Below are 20,929 nucleotides of genomic sequence, written 5' to 3' on the forward strand. Positions count from 1 at the left end.
CGCGCCTGACCCTCCTCGGCCAACCTCCTCGTTTGCCCCGCCCCCCGCCGACCCATACACTCAGCGCCTCCGTATCGTCGCTCCGAGGGGGAGCTCCCATCGTGTCCTTCGACATCGACCGCTTCCGCGTGGAGAAGCACTACCGCAACACCGCGCCGGTGTCCGTGTTGATGGAGGACCTGGACCTGCTCGGGCACTTCGATGAGCGCATGGCCGAGCAGGCCAACATCTGGCGTCGCCGCAGAGGTGTCGTCCTGACGGTCTGCGGCGGCTTCTTCGCCCTGGCCATCATCCTCCATAACTTCACGGACACCGGGCTCGGTGGGTGGATGGTGGCGCTGGGCATGCTGTCACTCGGGGTCACGGTGTTCCTGCAGCTCAAGGTCTCCGGTTACGCCGGATGCGACCTCGAAGACCGCCGCTACCAGCTGCCCGCTCGCCTGCTGCGGCCACTGCTTCGCGACATCGACCCGCAGGAGCCCGTCACGCTGGAGCTGGACTTCCAGCCCGTCGACCACTCCTCGAACTTCACCCGCCAGGGGAAGACACCCACCGGCTGGGAGACGAGAGACTTCGAGGATGCGTGGCTGTCGCTCCAGGCCCGCTTGCGCGACGGCACCCACCTGCGCCTCTCCCTCACCGAGTGGCTGCAGAAGCGCACGCGCACCCGGCGCAACCCGCGCGGCAAGTACAAGACGAAGCACAGGCGCAAGGGCGCCACGTTCCTCCAGGCCCAGCTGCGCGTGAAGCCCGAGCGTCACCCGGGCCTCGCCCAGATGCGCGCGCAGGCCCAGCAGGCCGTGAAGCTGCCTCCCACGGTGAAGCTGTCCCGGCTCGACGTGACGGAGGACAAGCTCGCCATGCGCGCCCACATGGACTCGGAATGGAAGGTGGAGCCTGACGCGACGCGGGCCTGCCTGATGATGCTGTTGAGCCTCTTCCAGGTGCTCCACGCCTCCTCGGCGCGTGGCAAGCACCTCTCCTCGAGGGCTTCATGAGCCGCCTCCCACTCCTCCTCTGCCTGTTGCTCGTCGCGGGCTGCTCGCGTCCCTCCGGCTCCGAGCCTCCCCAGGTCCCCACGAGCGCCGCCGCTCCCGCGGAGGACGTGCCCCTGCCGGGCAAGCTCAAGTTCAAGGACGGCGACGGCCGCGAGCGCTTCTCCCTCAAGCCCAAGGACGATGGCGCCAAGCTCGTCGACGGTGACGAGCGCGAGCTGGCGCGCCTCAAGTGGAAGGGCGCCTCCCTCAAGGTCTCCGGTCCGGATGATGTGGCGCTGGGGTATGTGCTCGGCTCGTCCGGTGGCGCGCTCATCGTGCGCGATGGCGAGCAGAAGCAGGTGCTCTACACGCTCTCCATCCAGGGCCCCGGTTGGCGCCTCACCGACGCCAAGGGTTCGCTGCTCTACACCGTGTCCCCGGATGACGAGGGCGCCCGTGTCCAGGATGCTCAGGGCGCGGAGGTTGCTCGCGTGAAGGTGCGCGAGGGCAAGGTGTCCCTGCGCGATGCCCAGGGCAAGACGACGCTCTCCACGCATGCGCTCGTGCGCGCGGACGCGGCGGCGTGCCTCGCGTTCGAGTCGGTGTCCTTGCCGCTGCGCGTGGCGCTGCTCCACCAACTCCAGCAGCCGCCTTCCGGACCCACGCCATGAGCGCGAACACTGGCTGTCAGGTGGGGCTGGGCTTCCTGTTGCCCCGCGAGTGTGGGATGCCCGCGGGCACCCACTGCGAGCTGTGCGGCAAGCTCGCTTGCGAGATGCACCTGACCTCGCAAGAGGACCAGGTTGTCTGCACGGGGTGCGCGGGCATGCTGTCCGAGGATTCGGACGAGGCGAGCACCTACTACGACGACTATGGCTACTACGGCCGTGGCTCGTCGTGGGGCAGCGGCTCCTCGAGGGACCCGCATGACTTCACCGAGGCGGACGGCGAGAGCCTGCGCCACGAGGAAGATGCCTCCTTCGAGGAGGACCTGGGCGGAAGCTGATGACCTCCGCGCGCTGGCTCATCTACGCCCTGGGGGGCGGCATGGGGCACTTCACCCGTGCGTCGGGGCTCGCGCGCAATGCGGCTCGGAAGGGTCATCACGTCACGTTGGTGACGAACAGCCCCTTCGCGCCGGATGTCCCGTTGGAGGCGGTGCTCGGCCCGGAGGTGCACGTGCACCGGTTGAGCCCGGAGCTGGGCAAGGCCGCGATGCGCGAGACGGTGGACTGTCTGCTCGACGGCGTGCGCCCGGACCTGCTCGTGGTGGACACGTTCCCTCGCGGGCTGGTGGGGGAGCTGGCGCCGCTGCTGCCCTCGCTGCGCGTGGGCAAGGTGCTGGTGCATCGCGACCTGAATCCGACGTACGTCGCGCGCTTCGACATCGCCGCTGCGGTGGAGGACTTTCATCTGCTGCTCGTCCCTGGTGAGGATGCGCCCTTCGCGGGGCATCCTCGCGCGGTGCGCACGGAGCCGTGGCTGTTGCTCGGCCGTGAGGAGTGGCTGGGGCGCGAGGAGGCTCGTGAGCGGCTGGGTGTGGCGCCTGATGACATGCGTCCGCTCGTCGCGGTGATGGGCAGCGGCAATGCGGTGGAGGTGGAGGAGGCGGGGCTCATCGCCGCGCGGCTGCAGGAGCGGCTCGGGGCTCTGGCTCCGGTGCGGTGGCTCGCGCCTCCGGGGCCTTGGCTCTCGGATAAGACGCCTCGGAAGAAGAACGTGGTGCGTGACGGCGCGCCCCGTCCGTTGCGTGTGTGGCCCGCGTTGGCGGTGATGTCCGGCGTGGACGTGTTGGTGGGCGCGGGTGGCTACAACACCGTGCAGGAGGCTCGCGTGACGGGCACTCCGCTGGTGGCCCTGGCGCGGGAGCGGCGCTATGACCGGCAGGCGGTGCGGCTGCGCCCCGAGGAGCTGGCGCGCACGCCCGAGGAGCTGGTGGAGCGGGCTGTGGAGTTGGCGGGCTCGCGCCCGAGGCGGGACCCGCCGAGCTACGCGAATGGCGCTCGGGACGCGGTGGCGCTCATCGAGCGCATCCTGCTCGGCGCTTGAACCCCGGCGCCGTGCTCCGCGATGAACGGAGCACAGGACGCGGCGGTGCTCAGTGCTTGAGGTCCTTGTGGCCCGGCGCGGGGTCGATGCCGTGCGCCATGATGAAGTGGTAGAGCACCTGCGGGTCCTCCTTCGGACCGCCCATCAGCTCCACCAGGAAGTGACCCTGGGTGCCCGAGTCCGGGTCCGGCGCCACGTTCACCTCCGTGACCTCACGGCCCGCCATCACCAGCTCGCCCACGAGCACCTTGCCCTTGAGCACCTGGATGATGTGCTGGCGGTCCTCCTCGAGCACCACCCAGTGGAAGTCGTCGTGGTCGTACAGCATCGCGTCGACCGAGCCGCACCGGAGGATGCACTGGGTGTGTTCCTGGAGCCAGCGCCAGAAACCATCGAACTTCAAGGTACGACTCGGCTGGGGGAGCATGTCCATGGTGGTGACCTCGCGCGCGGCCAGCAGGCGCTCGCTCGCCCGCCTCGCTGAAACCTCCCTAGCACGATTGCCCGCCGCCGGTGCTGACACCGTGCGGGGAACCCACCCCCGCGCCGGGCCGCTGTCCACTCGGTGAATCCCCCACGCCCTGGGCTTGTTCCTCCAGTCAGGTAAGGGGCACCGCCGTCTCACCCGTCCCCATTCCAGGAGGGCCTCCACCGTGACCCGTCCCGCCCGCGTGATTCTCCGGGAGGCACCATGAGCCTGCGCGCCTGGCTGGCCGCCACCATGGGCGGACTGGCCCTCCTGACGCTCGTCGCCGCCACTGCGCTCATCGTCCTCACGAACGCGCAGAACCACTCGGCGAACACGCTCGGCAACTCCGTGGACGGGCTGCACATGGCGGAGGAGCTGGAGATCGACCTGCTCAACCACTTCCGCCTCAGCGGCGGCGCGGGCCCGCAGGACACCCGCTCCCAACTCATCCGCGGTCGCTCCGTGGAGAGCATCGAGGCCTCGTTCCCCCTCCTGCTCGACGGGCTGGAGCAGAACGCCGTCTCCGACGCCGAGCGGGCCCTCATCCAGGAAGTGGAAGGAGACTTCGGGCGCTACCTGGAGGCCCAGCGAGGGGCCCTCCGTCTGCCCGAGCGCACGCGTCTGGCCCCCGTGGTGCCCGCGATGGACGCGGCGCTGGATTCACTCGAGCGGCTGGTGCAGCTCAACGTGGAGGAGGCCCGCGTCGCGCGCGATGCCTCGGCGGACTTGAACCGGCTGGGCAACACCGTGGGGCTGTCGCTGTGCGGCCTGCTCCTGGTGGCCTTCGTCGTGGGCTCGTTCCTGCTCCAGCGCATCGCGCTCCAGCCGCTGAAGGACATCAGCCAGTCCATGCGCCGCTTCGGCGTGGGCCGCAAGCGCACGCGCGCGCCGGTGGCGGGACCCACGGAGCTGCGGGACATGGCCCGCACCTTCAACGAGATGGCCAACAGCCTGACGTACCAGCAGGAGCAGCAGCTCGCCTTCCTCGCCGGCGTGGCCCACGAGCTGCGAAACCCCCTGTCCGCGCTGAAGCTGTCCACCGCTCTGTCCGAGCGAAGCCAGGCCCAGCTCACGCCCGAACGCATGCACCGCACGCTGGCGCTGGTGGGACGTCAGGTGGAGCGACTGGACCGCATGGTGGGCGACCTGCTCGACGCCACGCGCATCGAGGCGGGCAAGCTGGAGCTGCGCCCGGAGGTGCGGGACGCGCGCGAGCTGGCGCGGGGCGTGGTGGAGCTGTACCGCTCGAGCGACAGCGGACACGTGCTCCAGCTGGACGTGCCGGACGCGCCGCTCTTCGTGCGCGCGGACCCGGACCGGCTGGAGCAGGTGATGGCCAACCTGGTGAGCAACGCGCTGAAGTACTCACCGGCGGGGAGCCGCGTGGACGTGGCGGTGCGCGGGGAGCAGTCACACGTGCTCCTGTTGGTGAAGGACCAGGGCATCGGCATCTCCGAGGAGGACATGGCCATCCTCTTCGCGCCCTTCCAGCGGCTGGGCAACCCGCGCGGCAAGCGCGCTCCGGGGGTGGGGCTGGGGCTGTCCGTGGCCCGGCGCATCGTGGAGGCGCACGGCGGGAACATCGAGGTGCAGAGCGCGCCCGGGGCGGGGTCCACCTTCTGCGTCCGGCTGGCGCGGGTGGGCGGCGAGAAGTCGCACGACGCCGAGGGACCGGCCCCGGAGGCCCGGGGCGGGGGGCCGGACGCCTGGCACTAGACGCAAAGCGTTGCGCGTGACGCTCGTGTCGTGGAGGCTGGGTGCGCCGGACGCTCGTAGGACGTACCTTCCGGGCCACATGCCAGGAGTCGCAGGGATTATGAAGAATTCGCGCCGGGTCGCGCCGCTCGCCATCCTGCTGTCCGTGGGAGGACTGCTGGGGGCGTGTGCCTCCCGCCAGACGGCGCCCGAGGCCCCGGTGGCCCCGTCGGCCGCCGCCAGTGCTTCTGTCGTCCAGTCCACGGAGGGCGGCTTCTCCGTCGCGCTGCCGGGGCCGGTGAGCGAGGAGCGCCGCTCGCAGCTGACGGATGTGGGCGAGGTGACACTCCATACGTTCATCGCCGAGCGCAAGGAGGCGTCCACGGCGTACTACGTCTCGTACACGGACTTCCCCGCGTCGGCCGTGTCGCAGGCGAAGCCGAGCGACGTGGTGTCGCGCGCGAGCATGGGCGCGCTGGAGGCGCTGGGGGCCACGGGCGTGTCCTCGCGGCCGCTGACGCTGGAGGGCTTCCCGGGCTGGGAGGTGGAGGGCATCTCCGGACCGCGCCGGCTCAAGGGCCGCTTCTTCCTGGTGGGCCCCCGGCTCTATCAGCAGCTGTTGCTCCACCCGGAGGGCAAGCCGCCCGCCGACGCGGAGGCGTTCTTCGAGTCCTTCCGCCTGGACCCCCAGGTGGCGGCGATGCTGTCGGGCGCGCAGCGCTCCTGAGGTGCCTTCATGACGGCACGTGCGCTATGCCCGTGTCGTCATGAACCTGTCCGCCATCGACCTGAACCTGTTCCTCGTGCTGCACGCGGTGCTGGAGACGGGGAGCGCCACGGACGCGGCCAAGCAGCTCCACGTCACGCAGTCCGCGGTGAGCAACGCGCTCGCGAGGCTGCGGGAGATGTTGGGGGACCCTCTCTTCGTGCGCAGCGGACGCGGCCTGGTGCCCACGCCGCGCTGCGAGGAGCTCCGGCCGCTCGTGGTCAACGCGGTGGCGCAGCTGCAGGTGGCCGTGGACGGACAGCGCTTCGTGCCCGAGGAGAGCACGCGCACCTTCACGCTGTCGTGTGGCGACAACCAGGATGTCTGTGAGGTGCCTCGCGTGGTGGAGGCCTTCGCCCAGAAGCTTCCCCGCGCGCGGCTGCGTGTGGTGAGCATCGACTTCCTGATTGCCTCGGACGGGTTGTCCACGGGCGAGGTGGACGCGGCGCTGGCGCCCCAGATGGTGGCGGCGCGCGACGGCTACTTCTCCGAGGAGCTCTACCTCGAGGAGGTGGCCTTCCTCGTGCGCAAGGAGCATCCGCGCCTGCGCGGGTCGACGCTGACGAAGGAGGAGTTCAACGCCTCCCAGCACATCGGCATGGTCATCGCGCAGGGGCGTCCGGGCGTCGGCCACCGGTACTTCCAGGAGTTCTGCAAGGAGCACGGCCTGGAGTTCAACCCCACGCTGTCCGTCTCGCACTTCATCGCCGCGGGCATGGCCGTCACGCGCACGGACTACGTGGCGGGAATGCCGGGGCGCACCGCGGACGCGCTGTGCGCGATGCTGCCCGTCAAGCGGCTGCGCCTGGCCATCCACACGCCGCCCATGCTCATGTCGCTGATATGGCACGAGCGCACGCACGCGGACCCCGGCGCGCGCTACTTCCGGCAGCTGATGGTGGAGGTGTTGAAGGAGCACTCGATGACGCGGGCGGCGGAGCCTCGTGCGAAGCCGCCGGCCGCCGCGCGTCGGGCCCGGGGACGCTGATCGCCCGTCGGCGCACGGGGCTCCGACGGGCGTCGCGTTTCACCTACCCGGTGGTGCCGGGCGCATCCTCGGGGAGGTCGCCGAAGCGGCCCGTCTCGAAGTCATGAATCGCCTGGAACAGCTCGCGCTGGCTGTTCATGACGAACGGGCCCATGTGGAAGATGGGCTCGCGGATGGGCTCGCCCGCGAGGACCACCAGGTGCGTGTCCTCCTCTGCGAGGAGCGTCAGGTGCTCGCCGTCGTTGGCGAACACGGCCAGCTCCCCGGAGGTGGCCCGCTCACCGCCGGACGACACGCGGCCGGAGGCGACGAGCACCATGGCGTTGTGGCCACGGGGCAGGGGGACTTCGAGCTGGGTTCCGGCTCGCACGTTGACGTCGAGCAGGGTGATGGGCGTGAAGGTCCGGGCGGGGCCTCGGGTGTCGGCGAAGTCGCCCGCGATGACGCGCACCGTGCCGCCCTCGATGGGGACGGTCGGAATCTGGGCCGCGGTGATGGGCTGGTAGCCCGGGGCGGCCCGCTTGTCGGCGCGAGGGAGGTTCACCCAGATCTGCAGGAACTCGAAGACGCCGCCGTGGCGGGAGAAGGCCTTCTCATGGAACTCCTCGTGGAGGATGCCGGACGCGGCCGTCATCCACTGCACGTCGCCCGGGCCGATGACGCCCGAGTGGCCCGCGTTGTCACGGTGCGCGACGACGCCCTGGAAGGCGAGCGAGACGGTCTCGAAGCCCCGGTGCGGGTGCCAGCCGACGCCGCGCTGGCCCTTGGCGAGGGGCGGGTACGCGTGCGGCGGATGGTGGTCCAGGAGCAGGAAGGGACTGACGCGCTCCTGGGTGAGGCCGCCACTGGGGACGAGCGTCTTGACGCGGAAGCCGTCACCGACCCAGTGCAGGGGCCCGCCGCCGTGGACGCTCTCGAGCGTCCGCGCGCGGGGAAGCGCATGGGGAACGGTGGGGGGAGGAAGTGTCTGGGTCGTGGTGCTCATGACCCAAACAGTAAGGGCGGGAGGCGCGGTGTAAATCGCCGCCACCCATGATGCTTAGCATCACGTCGTGTGATGGTCCGCGGACAGCGCGAGCTGACACAGGTCCGTGAGCCGGTTCGAGGCCCACGTGGCCACCGGGCCCAGCGGCACGCCCTTGCGGCGCACCAGGGCGAGCGGGCGCCGCTTCCTTGAATCGCTCTGCTGAAGTGAGGATAGCTTGACCTCCAGGTTTTAATGGGGTGGCTGCCTTCGGAGGCTCTATGCGATGGATGGGGTTTGTCGCGTCATCGCTTCTCGTGTGTGGGTGTGCGACGACCCGAGTCGTCCACGTGGACGTTGGAGGCGGCAGGCAGGTGACCCACGAGTCCGTGGACGTGGAGCCCGTGGAGGTGAGCGAGGCGGAGTTCAAGTCGGCCCTCACCCGCCTCATCCTCGACTTGCGGATGGATATCGCCTTCCGCGAAGCCGATGCGGCGGACCAGCAAGGGTGGGTGCGGTCCAGGACATTGCTCGCATCGTCGAAGGGACTCGCGGATTCGGGGGCTGGAGCCTCTCCGGAGTCCTTGTCCTCACGCATCTGCCCTGACGGCGACGAGTGCTTGATGCTGGTGAGCGGGACGGGGCTCACCTTCTCGCGAAGAGACCGGACGCTCATGGCGCTGTCCTTCGCGTTCGATTCCGTCTGGGAGAGCGTCGAGGCGGAGGTCGGAAAGGTGCTGAACCCCACGGCGCTCAAGGCCTTGGTGACGTCCGCCGCGCTGACGGTGCTCCTCACGATGGCCCTTCCCGAGCCGGTCACCAAGGTCATCGCGGTCGCATTGACGGCGGCGATGGTGGCCTACTTGGGGGTGGTGCCGGTCTGGGAGATTGGCCAGGGCTTCGTGCGACTGTGGGATGAAGCAGAGAGGGCAACGAGCGTCATGGGGTTACAGGAAATCGGCCATCGCTTCGGAGAGGTGCTGGGGACGAACGGCACGCGCGTCCTGGTGCTCGTCGTCATGACGGCCCTCGGAGGAAAGAGCGCGATGGCCTCCCAAGGCCCCAGGCTGCCAGGCTTCTCCCAGGCCGCGCTTCGAGGGCAGGCCGAGGCAGGATTCCAGCTCGGGGCGGCGATGAGTGGTGGGGTGGCGTCAATCGCGATGCCTGCCGCGGGTGTGCTGAACGTCGCCCTGGCGCCCGGAGCTGCCGCCGCCCTGGCGATGTACTCGGAGGGTCGGTTTCCTGGCGATGAGGAGGGACCCGTTCATCACATCTGCACGACCAAGAACACGATTTCGGCCGCGACAGGTGGCCCTTGGACGCCGAGGTGTGAGGAGATCTTCAAGAAGGCCGGAATGTCCCTCGAGGATGTCGCAAACAAGGTGCGGCTCAAGGGACACGAGGGGCCTCACCCCGAGCTGTATCACCGAGAGGTGGTTCGTCGCCTCAATCGTTCTGTCGCGCGCTGCCAGACGCCGGAGGCCTGCCGGGCCAGCCTGACAAAGGAGCTTGCGAAGATTTCCAACGAGCTTCTGACGCAGGGCTCTGACCTGCGGAGCTTCATTGTGAAAGGAGAGGGGTGAGGTGGAGCGCCATTTCTACTCAGTGGTTCTTGGAGATGTGCCCCAATGGCTCCTTGCGACGCCGACACGGGGCTCCGGGGAGGCCTTTGACGAGCCTTGGATGTTCGTGGAGGGTCGCGTTCTTCAAGACCCTGGACCCATCGGGACCCGGATTTCGCATCCTGGCGAGCGGCGCACGTTCGTGTTCGCGGGCGTGGAGGAGACTCCCATTGGGAGCGAAGCCATCGCGAACGTGTTCCGGACCCTGGCTCCCGATGTTGTCCAGCTGTTGCCGGTGTCCGTCGAGGGAGCGCCTGGGCGGTACTTCGTCGTCAACGCAACCAGGGTCGTTGATGCCATCGACGAGGCACGGTGCAGAGAGGTGCATCACTATGACGAAGACGACCCTGCGCCTGGATATGAAGGGGAGTACAACTGGATTTACGGGCTGCGAATCGACCCCTCGAAGACAGAAGGCGCCCAAGTCTTTCGACTGAAGAAGTTCAAGGTTTCGTTCATCGTTTCGGAAGAGATCAAGGACGCACTTGAAGGAGTCGGGAACCTTGGGGTGTCGTTCGAGCGAGTGACAGGCCCCAGTGGAGGACCGAAGTAATCGAGCGGGTCAGCGCGTCGTGTGATGGTCCGCGGACAGTGCGAGCTGACACAGGTCCGTGAGCCGGTTCGAGGCCCACGTGGCCACCGGGCCCAGCGGCACGCCCTTGCGGCGCACCAGGGCGAGCGGGCGTCGGGGCGGAGGGCCTCCCTCCCACGCGGCGAGCCTCAGCTGCACGAGCCTGCCGGCGTTCAGGTCCTCGCGCACCAGGTGCTCGGGCTCGTGGCCCCAGCCGAGGCCGCCGAGGATGAGCGCATGTTTCGTCATCAAATCCGCGACGCGCCACTGCTTCGGCGAGAGCACGCCCCGGTCCACCGTGCCCGCCTTGCCCGTGGGCAGCCGCTCGCTCAGCACCAGCTGCGTGGCGGAGGCGAGGTGCTCCTCGGTGATGAGCCCCTTCACGCGGGCCAGCGGATGCGAGGGCGCGGCGACGGGCAACATGCTCAACAGCGCGATGGGCCGCTGCTCCAGGCCCGTGAGGTCCAGGTCCGCGCCCGCGATGCCGAGCGTCGCCTTGCGCTCGCGCAGGCGCTCCGTCACCGCGGAGAGCAGCTCCACCTCCAGCGTCAGCTCCACGCCCGGGTGCGTCTGGGCCAGCTCGCGCACGAAGGAGAGCAGCGCGGGCGTGGGGAACATCGCGTCGACCACGAGCGCGAGCTTCGTCTCCTCGCCGCTCTTGATGCGGCCCACCACCGACTGGAAGGTGGCCAGGTCTTCATGGAGCCGGTGGGCCGCGGCGACCACGGCTTCTCCCTTGGCGGTGAGTCGGGGCACGCGGCTGCTGCGGTCGAAGAGGCGCAGGCCCAGCTGCTTCTCCAGACGCTGGATGGCCTGACTGACGGCGGGCTGGCCCTGACCCAGCTTGCGCGCCGCCGCGGAGAAGCTCCCCTCTTCGGCCACCGCGCGGAGCGTCCGGAGCTGGTCGATGGTGACGCTGTCGAGCACCGCGCGACTGCATCACATCGACGCGGGCGGTGCTACTTGCGCGAGGTCAGCCAGGAGACGATGAGCGACGCGAGCGTGTTGGCCGCGGTGCCTTCCGCCACGGCGCCGCGCAGCACGTCGCGAGACAGGGCCTCCGCCGCGCCGATGATGGCCACGCAGCGCTGGCGCAGGGCCTCCCGGGGCAAGTCGCAGAAGGGCCCGAGCGTGCGCTGGTAGAAGTCCACGTACTGGTCCAAGAGGCCCTGGTGGAACGCCTCCATCTGCCCGTCGCCCTTGAGCGCGGCGGCGATGGCGGAGTGCTCGGGGCCAGACGTGGTGTAGCAGCTCATGTACGCGGCGCTCATCACCCGGGCCACGTCCTCCAGCTTGCGCCGCGTGCGCTCGAGCGCCTCCTGGAGCTGGGCCACCTGTCGCGCGTCGGTGCGCTCGTACAGCGCCATCAACAGCCCGGCGCGCGTCTGGAAGTGCTCGTAGGTGATGGGCTTGCTCACCCCCGCGCGCTCGGCCAGATGCCCGAGCGTCAGCGCGTCCGTGCCCTCCTCGCGCACCACCTCCACCGCCACGTCGAGCAGCTGCTCGCGTCGCTGGGCCTTGGGCAGCTTCTTGGAAGAGGTCTCACTCATGCGCGTCACCACCGCTCCTCCAGGGCTTATCCGCCCGGCCCGTGGCGCGCAACCGACGTGGGCTCCGGACGAAATCGTTGCGGACCTGCCTTTGGTAACTTACTTCTTGTAGGGTTGTTGGAATTCCCGTCCGCGCCGGTCCTCCGGCCCTCTCGACCACTGCCTTCGCTGGCAGGGGAGCGCACCCGTCATGTCTTCACCCACGCAGAAGCCCGTCCTCATCATCGGAGGCTCGGGCGTCGTCGGCTCGTTGGCCGCCCAGACGCTTCGTCGGTTCCACCCCGAGTTGCCCATCACGATTGGCGGGAGGGACGTGGCCCGCGCGGAGGCGGTGGCCCGGGGGTTGGGGCACGCGGACGCGGTGCGCGTGGATTTGTCGCGCGGGGATTTGGGACTGCCCGAGGGGCGCGGGTACAGCGCCGTGGTCCTGTTCGTGAAGGACCACACGCTCAACGCGCTGCGCTTCGCTCAAGCCCAGGGCATCCCGCACCTGGGCATCTCCACGGGCCTGTTCGAGGTGGCGCCCGAGGTGGCGTACTTCATGAACGCGCCCCATCGCTCGGCGGTGTTGCTGGGCACCAGCTGGCTGGTGGGCGCGGCGACGCTGCCCGCGCTCCACTTCGCGCGGGAGTTCAAGACGCTGGACTCCATCGCGATGGGGGCCGTGCTGGACGAGCAGGACGTGGGTGGGCCCGCCGCGTCCGCGGACCTGGAGCGCGCCGCGAGCGCCGCGCCCAACGCGCTCATCCTCGAGGACGGCAAGTGGCGCTGGGTGGGCGGCGCGGCGGGGGAGCGTCGCTTCCGCGATGGCGATGGGAACGAGCACGTGGGGCAGGCGTACTCGCTGACGGACCCGGTGAGCCTGGCGGCCGAGACGAAGGCGCGCGCCATCCGGCTCGACGCGGTGGTGGGCCTGTCCGCCGGGCGTCGCAAGGGTGGGTCCCACTCCGTCGAGACACTCTTCGAGCTCGAGGGCACGTTGCAGGACGGCACGAAGGCGCGCGTGCGTTACGAGATGAGCCACGCGCAGGGGCAGGCGCCCGTCACCGCGGTGGGCGTGGCCGTGAGCGTGGAGCGATTGCTGGGGCTCGCGGGCGGCGCTCCCGTCGCGCCGGGGCTCTACCTGCCGAACGGCCTCATCGAGCCCGCCTATCTGATGCGCCGGCTCGAGGAAGCCGGGGTCCGCACGCGCCGCCTCTCCTGATTCTCGCTGGCTCGAGGAGGCCGGTGTCCGCACGTGTCGCCTCTGCCTCGCGCCAACTCGAGGAGGCCGGTGTCCGCACGCGCCGCCTCTGATTCGCGCTGGCTCCACGACGTGAGGCGGGTGGCCGCGGACGTCGCCACCGCGCCACGCGTTGTCCCTGCTCGCGGCCGGCGTTCATTCACGGCCGCCGCCCTTCATCGCTGTTCGAGGCCAGCGCCAGGACGCACGGCCTCTTTCTCCCACCCTGCTCATAGGAATCCCGTCATGAACAACGCATCGAAGCTCAACCCCGTCCTCTTCATCGGCGGCTCTGGCGTCGTCGGGCGTCGCGCCGTGAAGGCCCTCCGCGACCTCCAACCCGAACTGCCCATCCGCATCGGCGCGCGCGACGTGACGAGGGCGTCCGCGCTCGCACATGAAGTGGGCAACGCCGACGCCGTGCGCATCGACCTGGAGCGCGATGACCTGGGCCTGCCTCCGGGCTCCGCCTTCAGCGCCGTGGTGGTGCTGCTCAAGGACGACTCGCTCCGGACGATGCGGTACGCGCAGGACCAGGGTGTGCCCTACGTGTCGTTCTCCGACTTCGTCTTCGACATCGGCCCGGAGGTCGCGCTCCACGTCCAGCGGCCCACGGCCTCGCCCACGTTGTTCCTCGGGCACTTCCTCGGCGGCACCGTCGCCCTGGCCACGGTCCACTTCGCGCGCGAGCTGGCGAAGGTCCACGCCATCCGCATCTCCGCCGTGTTCGATGAAGACGACGTGGGCGGACCCGCCGCGCTCGGCGACATGGACCGCGTGGCGAAGGCCGTGCCCAGCCCGCTCATCCGCAAGGAGGGCCGGTTCCTCTGGGCCACCCGCGAGGCCGACATCACCCGCACCTTCCAGGGCGTCGACGGCACGCAGTGGACCGGCCGCGCGTATCCGCTGCTCGACGTGGCCTCGCTCGCGGCGGTGACGGACGCGAGTGACATCCGCCTGGACTTCGCGCTGCGCCCCGCGTCCAGCCGCGCGCCGGGGCAGGGGCCAGGCCACGAGGTCATCATCGAACTGGAGGGCGTGAAGGCGGACGGAACGCCGTCGCTCGTGCGTCACGCGCTGGTCGACTCGGACGTCCATTCCGGTCTGAGCGGAAAGGGCGCCGCGCTCGCCGTGGAGCAGCTGCTGGGCCTCAGAGGTGGGACTCCCGTGAAGCCCGGATTGTATTCGCCCGAGGGCGTGCTCGACGCGGCCTACGTGGTGAGCCGCCTCCAGGGGTGGGGAACGCGGATTCACCGCGTATGACGTAATCGAGTGCCTGGAGAGGAGGCCGGCGTGCCGACCCGACTGGCGGCTGTCAGTCCACGGGCGGATACTCGCGCCACCCCCTCACTCCGTCCCCGCAGGAGTCCGCTTCATGTCGCGTCCGCTGACCGCAGCACTCCCTCGTCCTTCTTCGGTGAATCGGTCTTCCGTGAGTGTGGCTGTCTCGAGCGTGAAGGTGGCGGACCACAGCGAGGCGGGCGCGCCGCGCGCGGTGCCCACGGGGGAGCGGGTGGATCGATTCGACGGCATCTCCCGCTTCATGCAGGAGCTGGAGGTGGGGCAGCGCGCGCTCGTCGGCGCCATCCAGTCGGCGCCCTCGGGCGAGCGGCTGTCCAACGCGGAGCTGCTCGCGCTCCAGGCCTCGATGACCCGCTACACCCAGGCGCTGGAGCTGGTGAGCCGGCTGGTGGGAATCGGCGGCAGGACGACGCGCACCGCGACGGCGCGCTAGCCCGACTTCTTGCGCGTGTTGCCCCGGGGCGCCGCGGCGGAGGACTCCTCGCCCAGCCGCGCGCCCAGCTGCTCACGGATGGCGAGCACGCGGGCCTTCAAGTCCTTGAGCTCCTCCAACGAGCAGCCCGAGGCCTCCAGGATGGAGAAAGGCACGTCCTCCGCCCTGGCGCGCAGCGCGCGACCGGCCGCCGTCAGGCGGATGCGCACCTGGCGCTCGTCGAGCACGTCCCGCTCGCGCTTGAGCAGCCCCGCGGCCTCCAGCCGCTTGAGCAGCGGCGTCAGCGTGCCCGAGTCGAGCAGGAGCCGCTCCCCCAGCGCCTTCACCGTGACGCCGTCCTCCTCCCACAGCACCATCATCGCCAGGTACTGGGGATAGGTGAGGCCCAGCTTCTCCAGGAGCGGCCGGTACGTGCGGTTGAGCAGGTGCACCGTCGAGTAGAGGGTGAAACACAGCTGCTCGTCCAGGTGCAGCGCGTCGCCGCGCTTCTTGTTCAACGGGGACATGACCACTCCTCTCCCCAACATGCCCCCGGACTGCATTGCGCGCAATGAAATCGCGCCTCAGGGCTGGGGCAGGTCGCGCGCCCGACGCAGCCAGACGGGGAGCCGCTCCAGGAGCGTCTCCAGGTCGAAGGGCTTGAGCAGCGTGTCGAGCACGCCCGGGTGATGGATGGGCCGCGTCGTCATGGCCACCACGGGAAGGCGCGGCCAGTGCCGCTCCACGCGCTCCAGGAAGTCGTGGCCCGTCATGCGCGGCATTCCCATGTCCAGCAGCACCAGCCTGGGACGGCCGTGCACCTCCAGCCAGGTGAGCGCCTCCAAGCCGTCCTTCGCCATGGACACGCGCTGTCCCGTGGTCGCGATGATTTCGACGACGGCGGCGCGCAGGTCCGCATCGTCCTCCACCACGAGGAGGATGCCTTCGGGGACTCCCGACATATGCGAGCGTGCGTAGGTCAGCGTGGCCGTGGGGAACAGGGAACATCTGCCGGTTTCCACCGGCAGATGTCCGGAGAAGAGAGACTACGGGTCCTCGAACATCGCCTGGAGCACCCTCCGGGCGAGCTTCACCTCCGGGTCGGAGCGACACGAGAGGAAGTCACAGATTTCCGCCACGTCGCCGGTGCGCTCGTGCTCGAACCCCTGGAAGAGCGTCTTGAGCGACACGTCCAGGCCCACCGACAGCTTGCCCAGCGTGTCGAGCGAGGGAGAGAAGGACCCGCGCTCGATCCGACGGATGGCATCCACGGAGAGGTCACACCGCTCGGCCAGCACCTCCTGGGTGAGCTCACGGCTGTTACGGAGCTGGCGCACATGGCTGCCGAACTTGCGATGGAACCTCGTCCAGTTCGCTACCTTGTTTTTCGCTTTCTCCATATGAGTGGCGGATAACTTGGGGACGGTGCGGCCCAAGTGAAGTGAGTCTGTTGGCGTGTGGACCCTGGCATCGGCCTGTTCGCCAACTCGCAGGCCCTGTGTGTCGCAGACGCGCGCGAAACCAGGGGGCAAGGTGCGAGCGGGAGCGTGGTTCGGGCTCCCTTGGAGAGCAGGGGGCCTGGCAGGCCGGGAAAATGCGCGGGCGGAAGCTTTCGTCTACGCTGCACGCCGCATGACGCATTCGGAAGTCGGGTGGGTGGGCGTCGGGCGCGTGCTCCGCGTCCTGGCCTGTGGCGGGCTGCTGACCGCGTGTGAAATCGGTTCCGAGGCACGTCCCCTCTCCGCGCCAGTCCCCGCGGCGGTGGCGACGCCCGCCGTGGCGTCACCGAGGCCCCCGGTGCCGGTGGCGCCCGTCGTTGCGCCTCGAAGGGTTTCTCCGGAGCCGTCCGAGCGGACCCGGTCGACGCGAGCGCTGGCGGTGAAGCTGGGTGCTCCGGGCGCGAAGGTGGATGACCCGTGCGTGGCGTCGGTGGCGCAGGGGTGCGCGCGCACCGCGCTGGCGCCCTTCTTCGAGTCGCTGGACGCGCTGTCGTCGGGTACGGCGAAGAAGCCCACCGTCATCGAGGCGTTCGGCAATTCACTCATCGCGGGTGACCGCATCGTGGACATCCTGAGGGATGACCTGGGCGCGGGCTTCGGCGCGGCGGGGCGGGGTGTGCTGTTGGTGGACCGGATGGCGCCCTACGGTGGGCGTGGCCGGGCGAGCCACAGCGCGAGTGGTTGGACGCCGCGCACGTTGGGCGAGCTGCGCGCGCCGCCGCTGCCGTTCGGAATCACCGGCGTGTACCACGTGGCCACGAAGGCGAAGGCGCGCAGCCGCTTCAAGCTGGAGGGTGAGGCGCACGGCACGCTGTGGTGGCTGGACGTCCCGGAAGGGGGCGCGCTCAGCGTGGTGAGCGGCGACACGGTGCTGGCGCGGACGACGCCGGAGGGCACGGGCGCGTCGCGCTCCACGCGCTTCGACCTGCCGTCCGGCGCGACGACGGTGGACGTGGTGGCCGAGGGCAAGGGCGCGGTGGTGCAGGGCGTGGTGCTCCAGCACGAGCGCCCCGGCATCGTCCTGGACATGTTGGGGGTGCCGTCCGCGGACGCGAGCCTGTACGCGCGACTGGAGGAGGGGGCGCTGCGCTCGCAGCTCACCGAGCGGGAGCCGAAGCTGCTGGTGTTCTTCCTGGGCGGCAACGAGTCCAAGCGCCTGGAGTGGAAGCGCACGGACCTGACGCGGCTGCGCGATGACCTGGGCGCGCTCTTGCGGCGGGCCCGCGTGGCGGCGCCCACGAGCGCGTGTCTGGTGGTGGGGCCGATGGACGCGGTGCGCGATTCGAAGGACTCGGGCAAGGCCTTCACCCAGCGCCCGTTCCTGGAGGCGGTGGTGGAGGCGGAGCGCGAGGTGTCGCTCGCCGAGGGCTGCGCGTTCTTCAACCTGTACGAGGCGATGGGTGGAAAGGGCGCGCTGACGCGCTTCCACCAGTCCGGCTTCATGCATGACGACCTGGTGCACCCGCGTGGACGGGGGTTGGATGTGCTGGGGCATCTGGTGACGGACGCGCTGCTGCGCGCGTGGGTGGAGACGCCTCCGGCCCAAGGCCCCGTGGCCCAGGTGGCGCCACAGGCCGAGCGGGTGGAGGCCGTGCCATGACGATGCGAAGCGCGGGGTGGCTGGCCGTCGTCCTCTGTGTCTCGACGCCGGTGGTCGCGGCGCCGAAGCTGCCGTCGGTCTGCGAGAGCGTGGAGGCCGACGAGGCTGGCGCCTCGCCGCGCGCGCTGCCCGAGGAGGTGACGAAGGCGCTGGATGCCATCGTCCGCTCGGAGCTGTCCCAGGGGCCCGTGGCGGGCCTGTCCGTGGCGGTGTCCCGCGGTGAGCAGCGGTGGGTGTGTGGTTATGGCTACCGCGACGTGACGAAGCGGCTGCCCGCGACGCCGCGCACCACGTACCGGATGGCGTCCGTCACCAAGTCCTTCACCGCGGTGGCGGTGTTGCAGTTGGTGGAGCAGGGGAAGCTGTCGCTGGACGCGGACATCCACACGGTGGTGCCGACGTATCCGGCCAAGCAGTGGACCGTCACGGTGAAGGATTTGCTGGGACACCTGAGCGGCGTGCCCACGTACGACGGCGTGGCGTCGACCCAGAACGTGAAGGCGGTGAGCACCGAGGAGGCGCTGGCGCTGTTCTCCCAGAAGCCGCTCGCGTTCGAGCCGCGCTCCCGCTACCTGTACAGCACGTGGGGCTACAACCTCTTGGGCGCGGCGGTGGAGTCCGCGTCCGGGCAGTCGTATCGCGACTATCTGCGCGAGCATGTCTTCCAGCCCGCGGGCATGGAGCACGCGGACCTGGATGTCACCGCCACGCGCGATGAGCACCAGGCGGCGGGCTATCGGGTGAAGGACGGGGTGCTCAAGCCCTCTCGCTTCCTGGATGTGTCCAGCCGCTTCGGTGGTGGTGGGACGCGAGGGACGGTGGGGGACATGCTCGGCTTCGGTCGGGCGGTGCTGGCGCACCGGCTGGTGTCTCGCGACACGATGGGGAAGATGCAGGCGTCCATGGCCACGAGCGACGGGCGGCTGACGGACTACGGCATGGGCTTCGCGACCTATCCGCTGCGCGGTCACTACCTGGTGGCGCACGCGGGAGGGCAGCCGGAGACGACGACGTTGCTGGTGATGTTCCCGGCGGAGGACACGGTCATCTCGCTGGCCACGAACATCGAGGGCGAGGCGAAGCGCCTGCGCCGGCTGTCCATCCGGTTGATGGAGGGGGTGCTGGAGCAGGGCGTCACGCGGAGAGATGCGCACTTCACGGACCCGGTGGACTCGGTGGTGTACGAGGGGCTGGGGCGCATCGCGAGCTATGGGCTCGCGTACCACCTGTGGGCCACGCGTGGGCCGGGCTCGCTGCCGGCGGACGAGGATTTGCCGGGGGCGTTCACCCGGGTGTCGGAGCTGCTGGACCGCAAGGCGATTGCGCGGGATGGCAAGGTGGCGCTGGAGCGCATCCGCAGTGGGCATGACCCTCGGTTGGGGTCGGTGTTCATCCGCGTGGGCGCGCAGATGGCGCGCACGTTGGAGAAGGCGCAGGGCCCGGAGCGGCTGCTGGCGTATCCAGCGGAGGGGCCGCTGTCGTTCTTCGCGGACTACCTGGCGGCGTGTGACGCGCAGGGGGTGCAGGACACGGAGCGCTTCGGTGAGCCGCTGCGCTCGGACCTGCTGCGGTTCGTGGCGGGGTGGAAGCGCGCGGAGGTGCCGGAGCTGCGGCGTCAGCGGCTGGACGAGGAGTCGAACCCGGAGCCGCGTTGGGCGGTGGTGAAGAAGGCGGCGGGGCTGTCGCCGGACGTGCGGCCGGACTACTCGGACGAGATGCTGCGCATCGCGGAGCGCTTCGCGTGGCGCAAGCAGCAGGCGGGGCGGCTGCGCTGGCTGGAGCGCGCGGTGGAGCTGCATCCGCGGAGCGTGGACGCGCGGCTGGCGTTGTCGCAGGCGCTGCTCGTGGCGAAGCGGGACGAGGAGGTGCTGGGGCACCTGCGCGAGGCGCTCGCGACGCCTCAGGGGATGTTGGCGCTGGCGCCGACGCAGCTGCTCAAGCGCGTGGCGGAGGCGGAGTCTCCGCGCGTGGGGCTGGGGCTGCTGCGCGCGGCGGTGGCGCTGCATCCGGAGTCGCCGGAGTTGTGGGAGGCGCTGGCGAAGCGGGAGAAGGCGCAGGGGCACAAAGCCGAGGCGAAGGCGGCGCTGCGTCAGGCGCGCCGCGCGCGTGAGGCCCGGCCGGAGCCCTCGGTGGACCCGGCGAGCCGGAGCGGTGGAGACCGGGGCGCGGGCCCCGTGCCGGATGACCACGGATTGGTGCGCCCGCGTCCGTCGCCTTGAGCGGGTGGCTCGTTCTTTGAGTCCTCGAGGGCAGACGGGCAGGCGCCGCGCGTGCTTCGCTCCGGTGGTGTCCCGCTGTGTCCTTGCGCGTGTGGCGACTGTGCGAGGATGTGAAGCGTGTCCGAGCTCGTGTGTCCCTTCTGCCAGGTCCCCGTGGGCGCTGGTGTCCTTCGCTGCGGTGGCTGCGGCGCCTCCTTCCTCGCCTCGCCTCCGCCCGACTCGGGCGCCCCGGTGTGCGCCGTCCATCCCCAGTGGATGAGCCAGCATGCCTGTGAGCGCTGCGGCGCCTTCGCATGCGCCCGGTGTCTGCGCCGAGGTCCACGGCAGGAGCTGGTCTGCGAGATGTGCCACGCCCGCGTGCCCCACGCCCTGCTCCCCTGGGACCAACGCGCCGAGCTCGGCTGGGTCAAGGCGTTCTGGAAGACGTGCGTCGAGGTGATGCTTCGCCCCGTCACCACCTTCGAGCGCATGTCGCGCGAGGCGTCGGTGGGCGACTCGCTCGTCTTCGCCGGCCTCACCGCGTTCGTGGGCTCCTTCTCCACCTGGCTCCTCTACACCCTCTTCCTGCTCGCCTTCCCCTACGAGACCTTCCCCGCCAGCGGCTCCGACAACGAGACCAACCCGCTCCTCTACCGCGGCGTCGCCGTGGTCCTCTTCGTCGTCTGCATGATGCTGGTGCCGTTGATGAGCATGGGCCTCACGCTCGTGGCCGCGGGGCTGGACCACCTGGTGCTCAAGGTCGCGGGCGCACAGGGCTCGTTCAGGACGACGCTGCGCGGCCATGCCCTGGCCCAGGGCGTCTACCTCGCGGGCCTGGTGCCCTTCTGCAGCATGTACGTGCTGCCCTTCTGGAGCCTCGGCGTCCGCGTCTCCGCGTACCGCAGCCTGCACGGTGTCGGCTGGGGCCCCGCGGTGTTCGGCGCGCTGCTGATTCCGGCGCTCACCTGCTGCATCGGCGTGGGCAGCTACGTGGCCATCGTGACCGCCATCCTCGCGCCCGGGGCCCTCAAGCTCTGACGCGCGC

General features: G+C 70.1%; 22 protein-coding genes. 15 read left to right on the plus strand and 7 right to left on the minus strand.

From position 1 onward, the window contains the following. The first annotated feature begins 101 nt into the window (after positions 1 to 101). From LXT21_RS28675 to LXT21_RS28690, 4 genes are read left to right on the plus strand one after another with little or no spacing between them, the layout of a single operon-like run. The gene (locus LXT21_RS28675; RefSeq protein ID WP_254041379.1) at positions 102 to 998 is read left to right on the plus strand and encodes a hypothetical protein; all 897 of its coding nucleotides are present in this window, start codon (positions 102 to 104) and stop codon (positions 996 to 998) included. Beyond that, on the plus strand, positions 995 to 1,648 hold the full coding sequence (locus LXT21_RS28680; RefSeq protein ID WP_254041380.1) for a hypothetical protein: 654 nt from the start codon (positions 995 to 997) through the stop codon (positions 1,646 to 1,648). Before LXT21_RS28675 ends, LXT21_RS28680 begins: the two co-directional genes overlap by 4 nt. Next, positions 1,645 to 1,983: a hypothetical protein gene (locus LXT21_RS28685; RefSeq protein ID WP_254041381.1), complete on the plus strand. Its 339-nt coding sequence runs from the start codon at positions 1,645 to 1,647 to the stop codon at positions 1,981 to 1,983. The genes LXT21_RS28680 and LXT21_RS28685 overlap by 4 nt, the downstream gene beginning before the upstream one ends. Then, positions 1,983 to 3,026, plus strand: coding sequence for a hypothetical protein (locus tag LXT21_RS28690; RefSeq protein ID WP_254041382.1), 1,044 nt, complete (start codon positions 1,983 to 1,985; stop codon positions 3,024 to 3,026). The genes LXT21_RS28685 and LXT21_RS28690 overlap by 1 nt, the downstream gene beginning before the upstream one ends. Positions 3,027 to 3,075: 49 nt before the next feature. Here the strand turns inward: LXT21_RS28690 and LXT21_RS28695 are convergent, their stop codons facing one another. After that, the gene (locus LXT21_RS28695; RefSeq protein ID WP_046716969.1) at positions 3,076 to 3,459 is read right to left on the minus strand and encodes a hypothetical protein; all 384 of its coding nucleotides are present in this window, start codon (positions 3,457 to 3,459) and stop codon (positions 3,076 to 3,078) included. Positions 3,460 to 3,717: 258 nt separating this feature from the next. Between LXT21_RS28695 and LXT21_RS28700 the strand changes: the two genes are divergently transcribed. The 3 genes from LXT21_RS28700 (at position 3,718) to LXT21_RS28710 (ending at position 6,944) form a co-directional block, all read left to right on the plus strand. Continuing rightward, the gene (locus LXT21_RS28700) at positions 3,718 to 5,211 is read left to right on the plus strand and encodes a sensor histidine kinase (protein ID WP_254041383.1); all 1,494 of its coding nucleotides are present in this window, start codon (positions 3,718 to 3,720) and stop codon (positions 5,209 to 5,211) included. A gap of 100 nt (positions 5,212 to 5,311) precedes the next feature. Beyond that, positions 5,312 to 5,917, plus strand: coding sequence for a hypothetical protein (locus LXT21_RS28705; protein ID WP_254041384.1), 606 nt, complete (start codon positions 5,312 to 5,314; stop codon positions 5,915 to 5,917). 19 nt (positions 5,918 to 5,936) lie between these two features. Continuing rightward, complete coding sequence (locus LXT21_RS28710; protein WP_254041385.1) at positions 5,937 to 6,944, plus strand: LysR family transcriptional regulator; 1,008 nt, start codon at positions 5,937 to 5,939, stop codon at positions 6,942 to 6,944. Between the two features lie 43 nt (positions 6,945 to 6,987). On the opposite strand, the gene LXT21_RS28715 is transcribed toward LXT21_RS28710, so the two are convergent. Then, positions 6,988 to 7,929 (minus strand): pirin family protein, encoded by a 942-nt coding sequence (locus tag LXT21_RS28715; RefSeq protein WP_254041386.1) that lies wholly within the window; start codon positions 7,927 to 7,929, stop codon positions 6,988 to 6,990. 260 nt (positions 7,930 to 8,189) lie between these two features. Between LXT21_RS28715 and LXT21_RS28720 the strand changes: the two genes are divergently transcribed. After that, the gene (locus tag LXT21_RS28720; protein WP_254041387.1) at positions 8,190 to 9,491 is read left to right on the plus strand and encodes an AHH domain-containing protein; all 1,302 of its coding nucleotides are present in this window, start codon (positions 8,190 to 8,192) and stop codon (positions 9,489 to 9,491) included. Between the two features lies 1 nt (position 9,492). After that, complete coding sequence (locus tag LXT21_RS28725) at positions 9,493 to 10,083, plus strand: imm11 family protein (RefSeq protein ID WP_254041388.1); 591 nt, start codon at positions 9,493 to 9,495, stop codon at positions 10,081 to 10,083. Between the two features lie 9 nt (positions 10,084 to 10,092). Here the strand turns inward: LXT21_RS28725 and LXT21_RS28730 are convergent, their stop codons facing one another. Next, the gene (locus LXT21_RS28730) at positions 10,093 to 11,028 is read right to left on the minus strand and encodes a LysR family transcriptional regulator (protein ID WP_254041389.1); all 936 of its coding nucleotides are present in this window, start codon (positions 11,026 to 11,028) and stop codon (positions 10,093 to 10,095) included. A 32-nt stretch (positions 11,029 to 11,060) separates the two neighbouring features. Further along, on the minus strand, positions 11,061 to 11,651 hold the full coding sequence (locus tag LXT21_RS28735; protein WP_254041390.1) for a TetR/AcrR family transcriptional regulator: 591 nt from the start codon (positions 11,649 to 11,651) through the stop codon (positions 11,061 to 11,063). A 190-nt stretch (positions 11,652 to 11,841) separates the two neighbouring features. Between LXT21_RS28735 and LXT21_RS28740 the strand changes: the two genes are divergently transcribed. The 3 genes from LXT21_RS28740 to LXT21_RS28750 all read left to right on the plus strand — a co-directional run bounded on the left by LXT21_RS28740 (position 11,842) and on the right by LXT21_RS28750 (position 14,608). Beyond that, the gene (locus LXT21_RS28740) at positions 11,842 to 12,855 is read left to right on the plus strand and encodes an NAD(P)-dependent oxidoreductase (RefSeq protein ID WP_254041391.1); all 1,014 of its coding nucleotides are present in this window, start codon (positions 11,842 to 11,844) and stop codon (positions 12,853 to 12,855) included. A gap of 264 nt (positions 12,856 to 13,119) precedes the next feature. Then, positions 13,120 to 14,136, plus strand: a complete 1,017-nt coding sequence (locus LXT21_RS28745; RefSeq protein ID WP_254041392.1) for an NAD(P)-dependent oxidoreductase — start codon at positions 13,120 to 13,122, stop codon at positions 14,134 to 14,136. A 169-nt stretch (positions 14,137 to 14,305) separates the two neighbouring features. Beyond that, a complete protein-coding gene (locus LXT21_RS28750) occupies positions 14,306 to 14,608 on the plus strand; it encodes a hypothetical protein (protein ID WP_254041393.1) in 303 nt (100 codons plus the stop codon). On the opposite strand, the gene LXT21_RS28755 is transcribed toward LXT21_RS28750, so the two are convergent. From LXT21_RS28755 to LXT21_RS28765, 3 genes are all read right to left on the minus strand, one after another. Beyond that, on the minus strand, positions 14,605 to 15,114 hold the full coding sequence (locus tag LXT21_RS28755) for a MarR family winged helix-turn-helix transcriptional regulator (protein WP_254041394.1): 510 nt from the start codon (positions 15,112 to 15,114) through the stop codon (positions 14,605 to 14,607). The genes LXT21_RS28750 and LXT21_RS28755 overlap by 4 nt on opposite strands. 57 nt (positions 15,115 to 15,171) lie before the next feature. After that, positions 15,172 to 15,549 carry a response regulator gene (locus LXT21_RS28760; protein ID WP_254041395.1) on the minus strand — a complete coding sequence of 126 codons (378 nt, stop codon included), beginning with the start codon at positions 15,547 to 15,549 and terminating at the stop codon, positions 15,172 to 15,174. A gap of 84 nt (positions 15,550 to 15,633) precedes the next feature. Beyond that, positions 15,634 to 15,987 (minus strand): helix-turn-helix domain-containing protein, encoded by a 354-nt coding sequence (locus LXT21_RS28765; RefSeq protein ID WP_254041396.1) that lies wholly within the window; start codon positions 15,985 to 15,987, stop codon positions 15,634 to 15,636. A 232-nt stretch (positions 15,988 to 16,219) separates the two neighbouring features. Between LXT21_RS28765 and LXT21_RS28770 the strand changes: the two genes are divergently transcribed. From LXT21_RS28770 to LXT21_RS45490, 3 genes are all read left to right on the plus strand, one after another. Further along, the gene (locus LXT21_RS28770) at positions 16,220 to 17,686 is read left to right on the plus strand and encodes a GDSL-type esterase/lipase family protein (protein ID WP_254041397.1); all 1,467 of its coding nucleotides are present in this window, start codon (positions 16,220 to 16,222) and stop codon (positions 17,684 to 17,686) included. Positions 17,687 to 17,688: 2 nt separating this feature from the next. Next, on the plus strand, positions 17,689 to 19,905 hold the full coding sequence (locus tag LXT21_RS28775; protein WP_407667068.1) for a serine hydrolase: 2,217 nt from the start codon (positions 17,689 to 17,691) through the stop codon (positions 19,903 to 19,905). A 117-nt stretch (positions 19,906 to 20,022) separates the two neighbouring features. Further along, positions 20,023 to 20,922: a YIP1 family protein gene (locus LXT21_RS45490; RefSeq protein ID WP_254041399.1), complete on the plus strand. Its 900-nt coding sequence runs from the start codon at positions 20,023 to 20,025 to the stop codon at positions 20,920 to 20,922. Positions 20,923 to 20,929: the final 7 nt, after the last annotated feature.

It is taken from the genome of Myxococcus guangdongensis (assembly GCF_024198255.1).
Classification (GTDB): Bacteria; Myxococcota; Myxococcia; order Myxococcales; family Myxococcaceae; genus Myxococcus; species Myxococcus guangdongensis.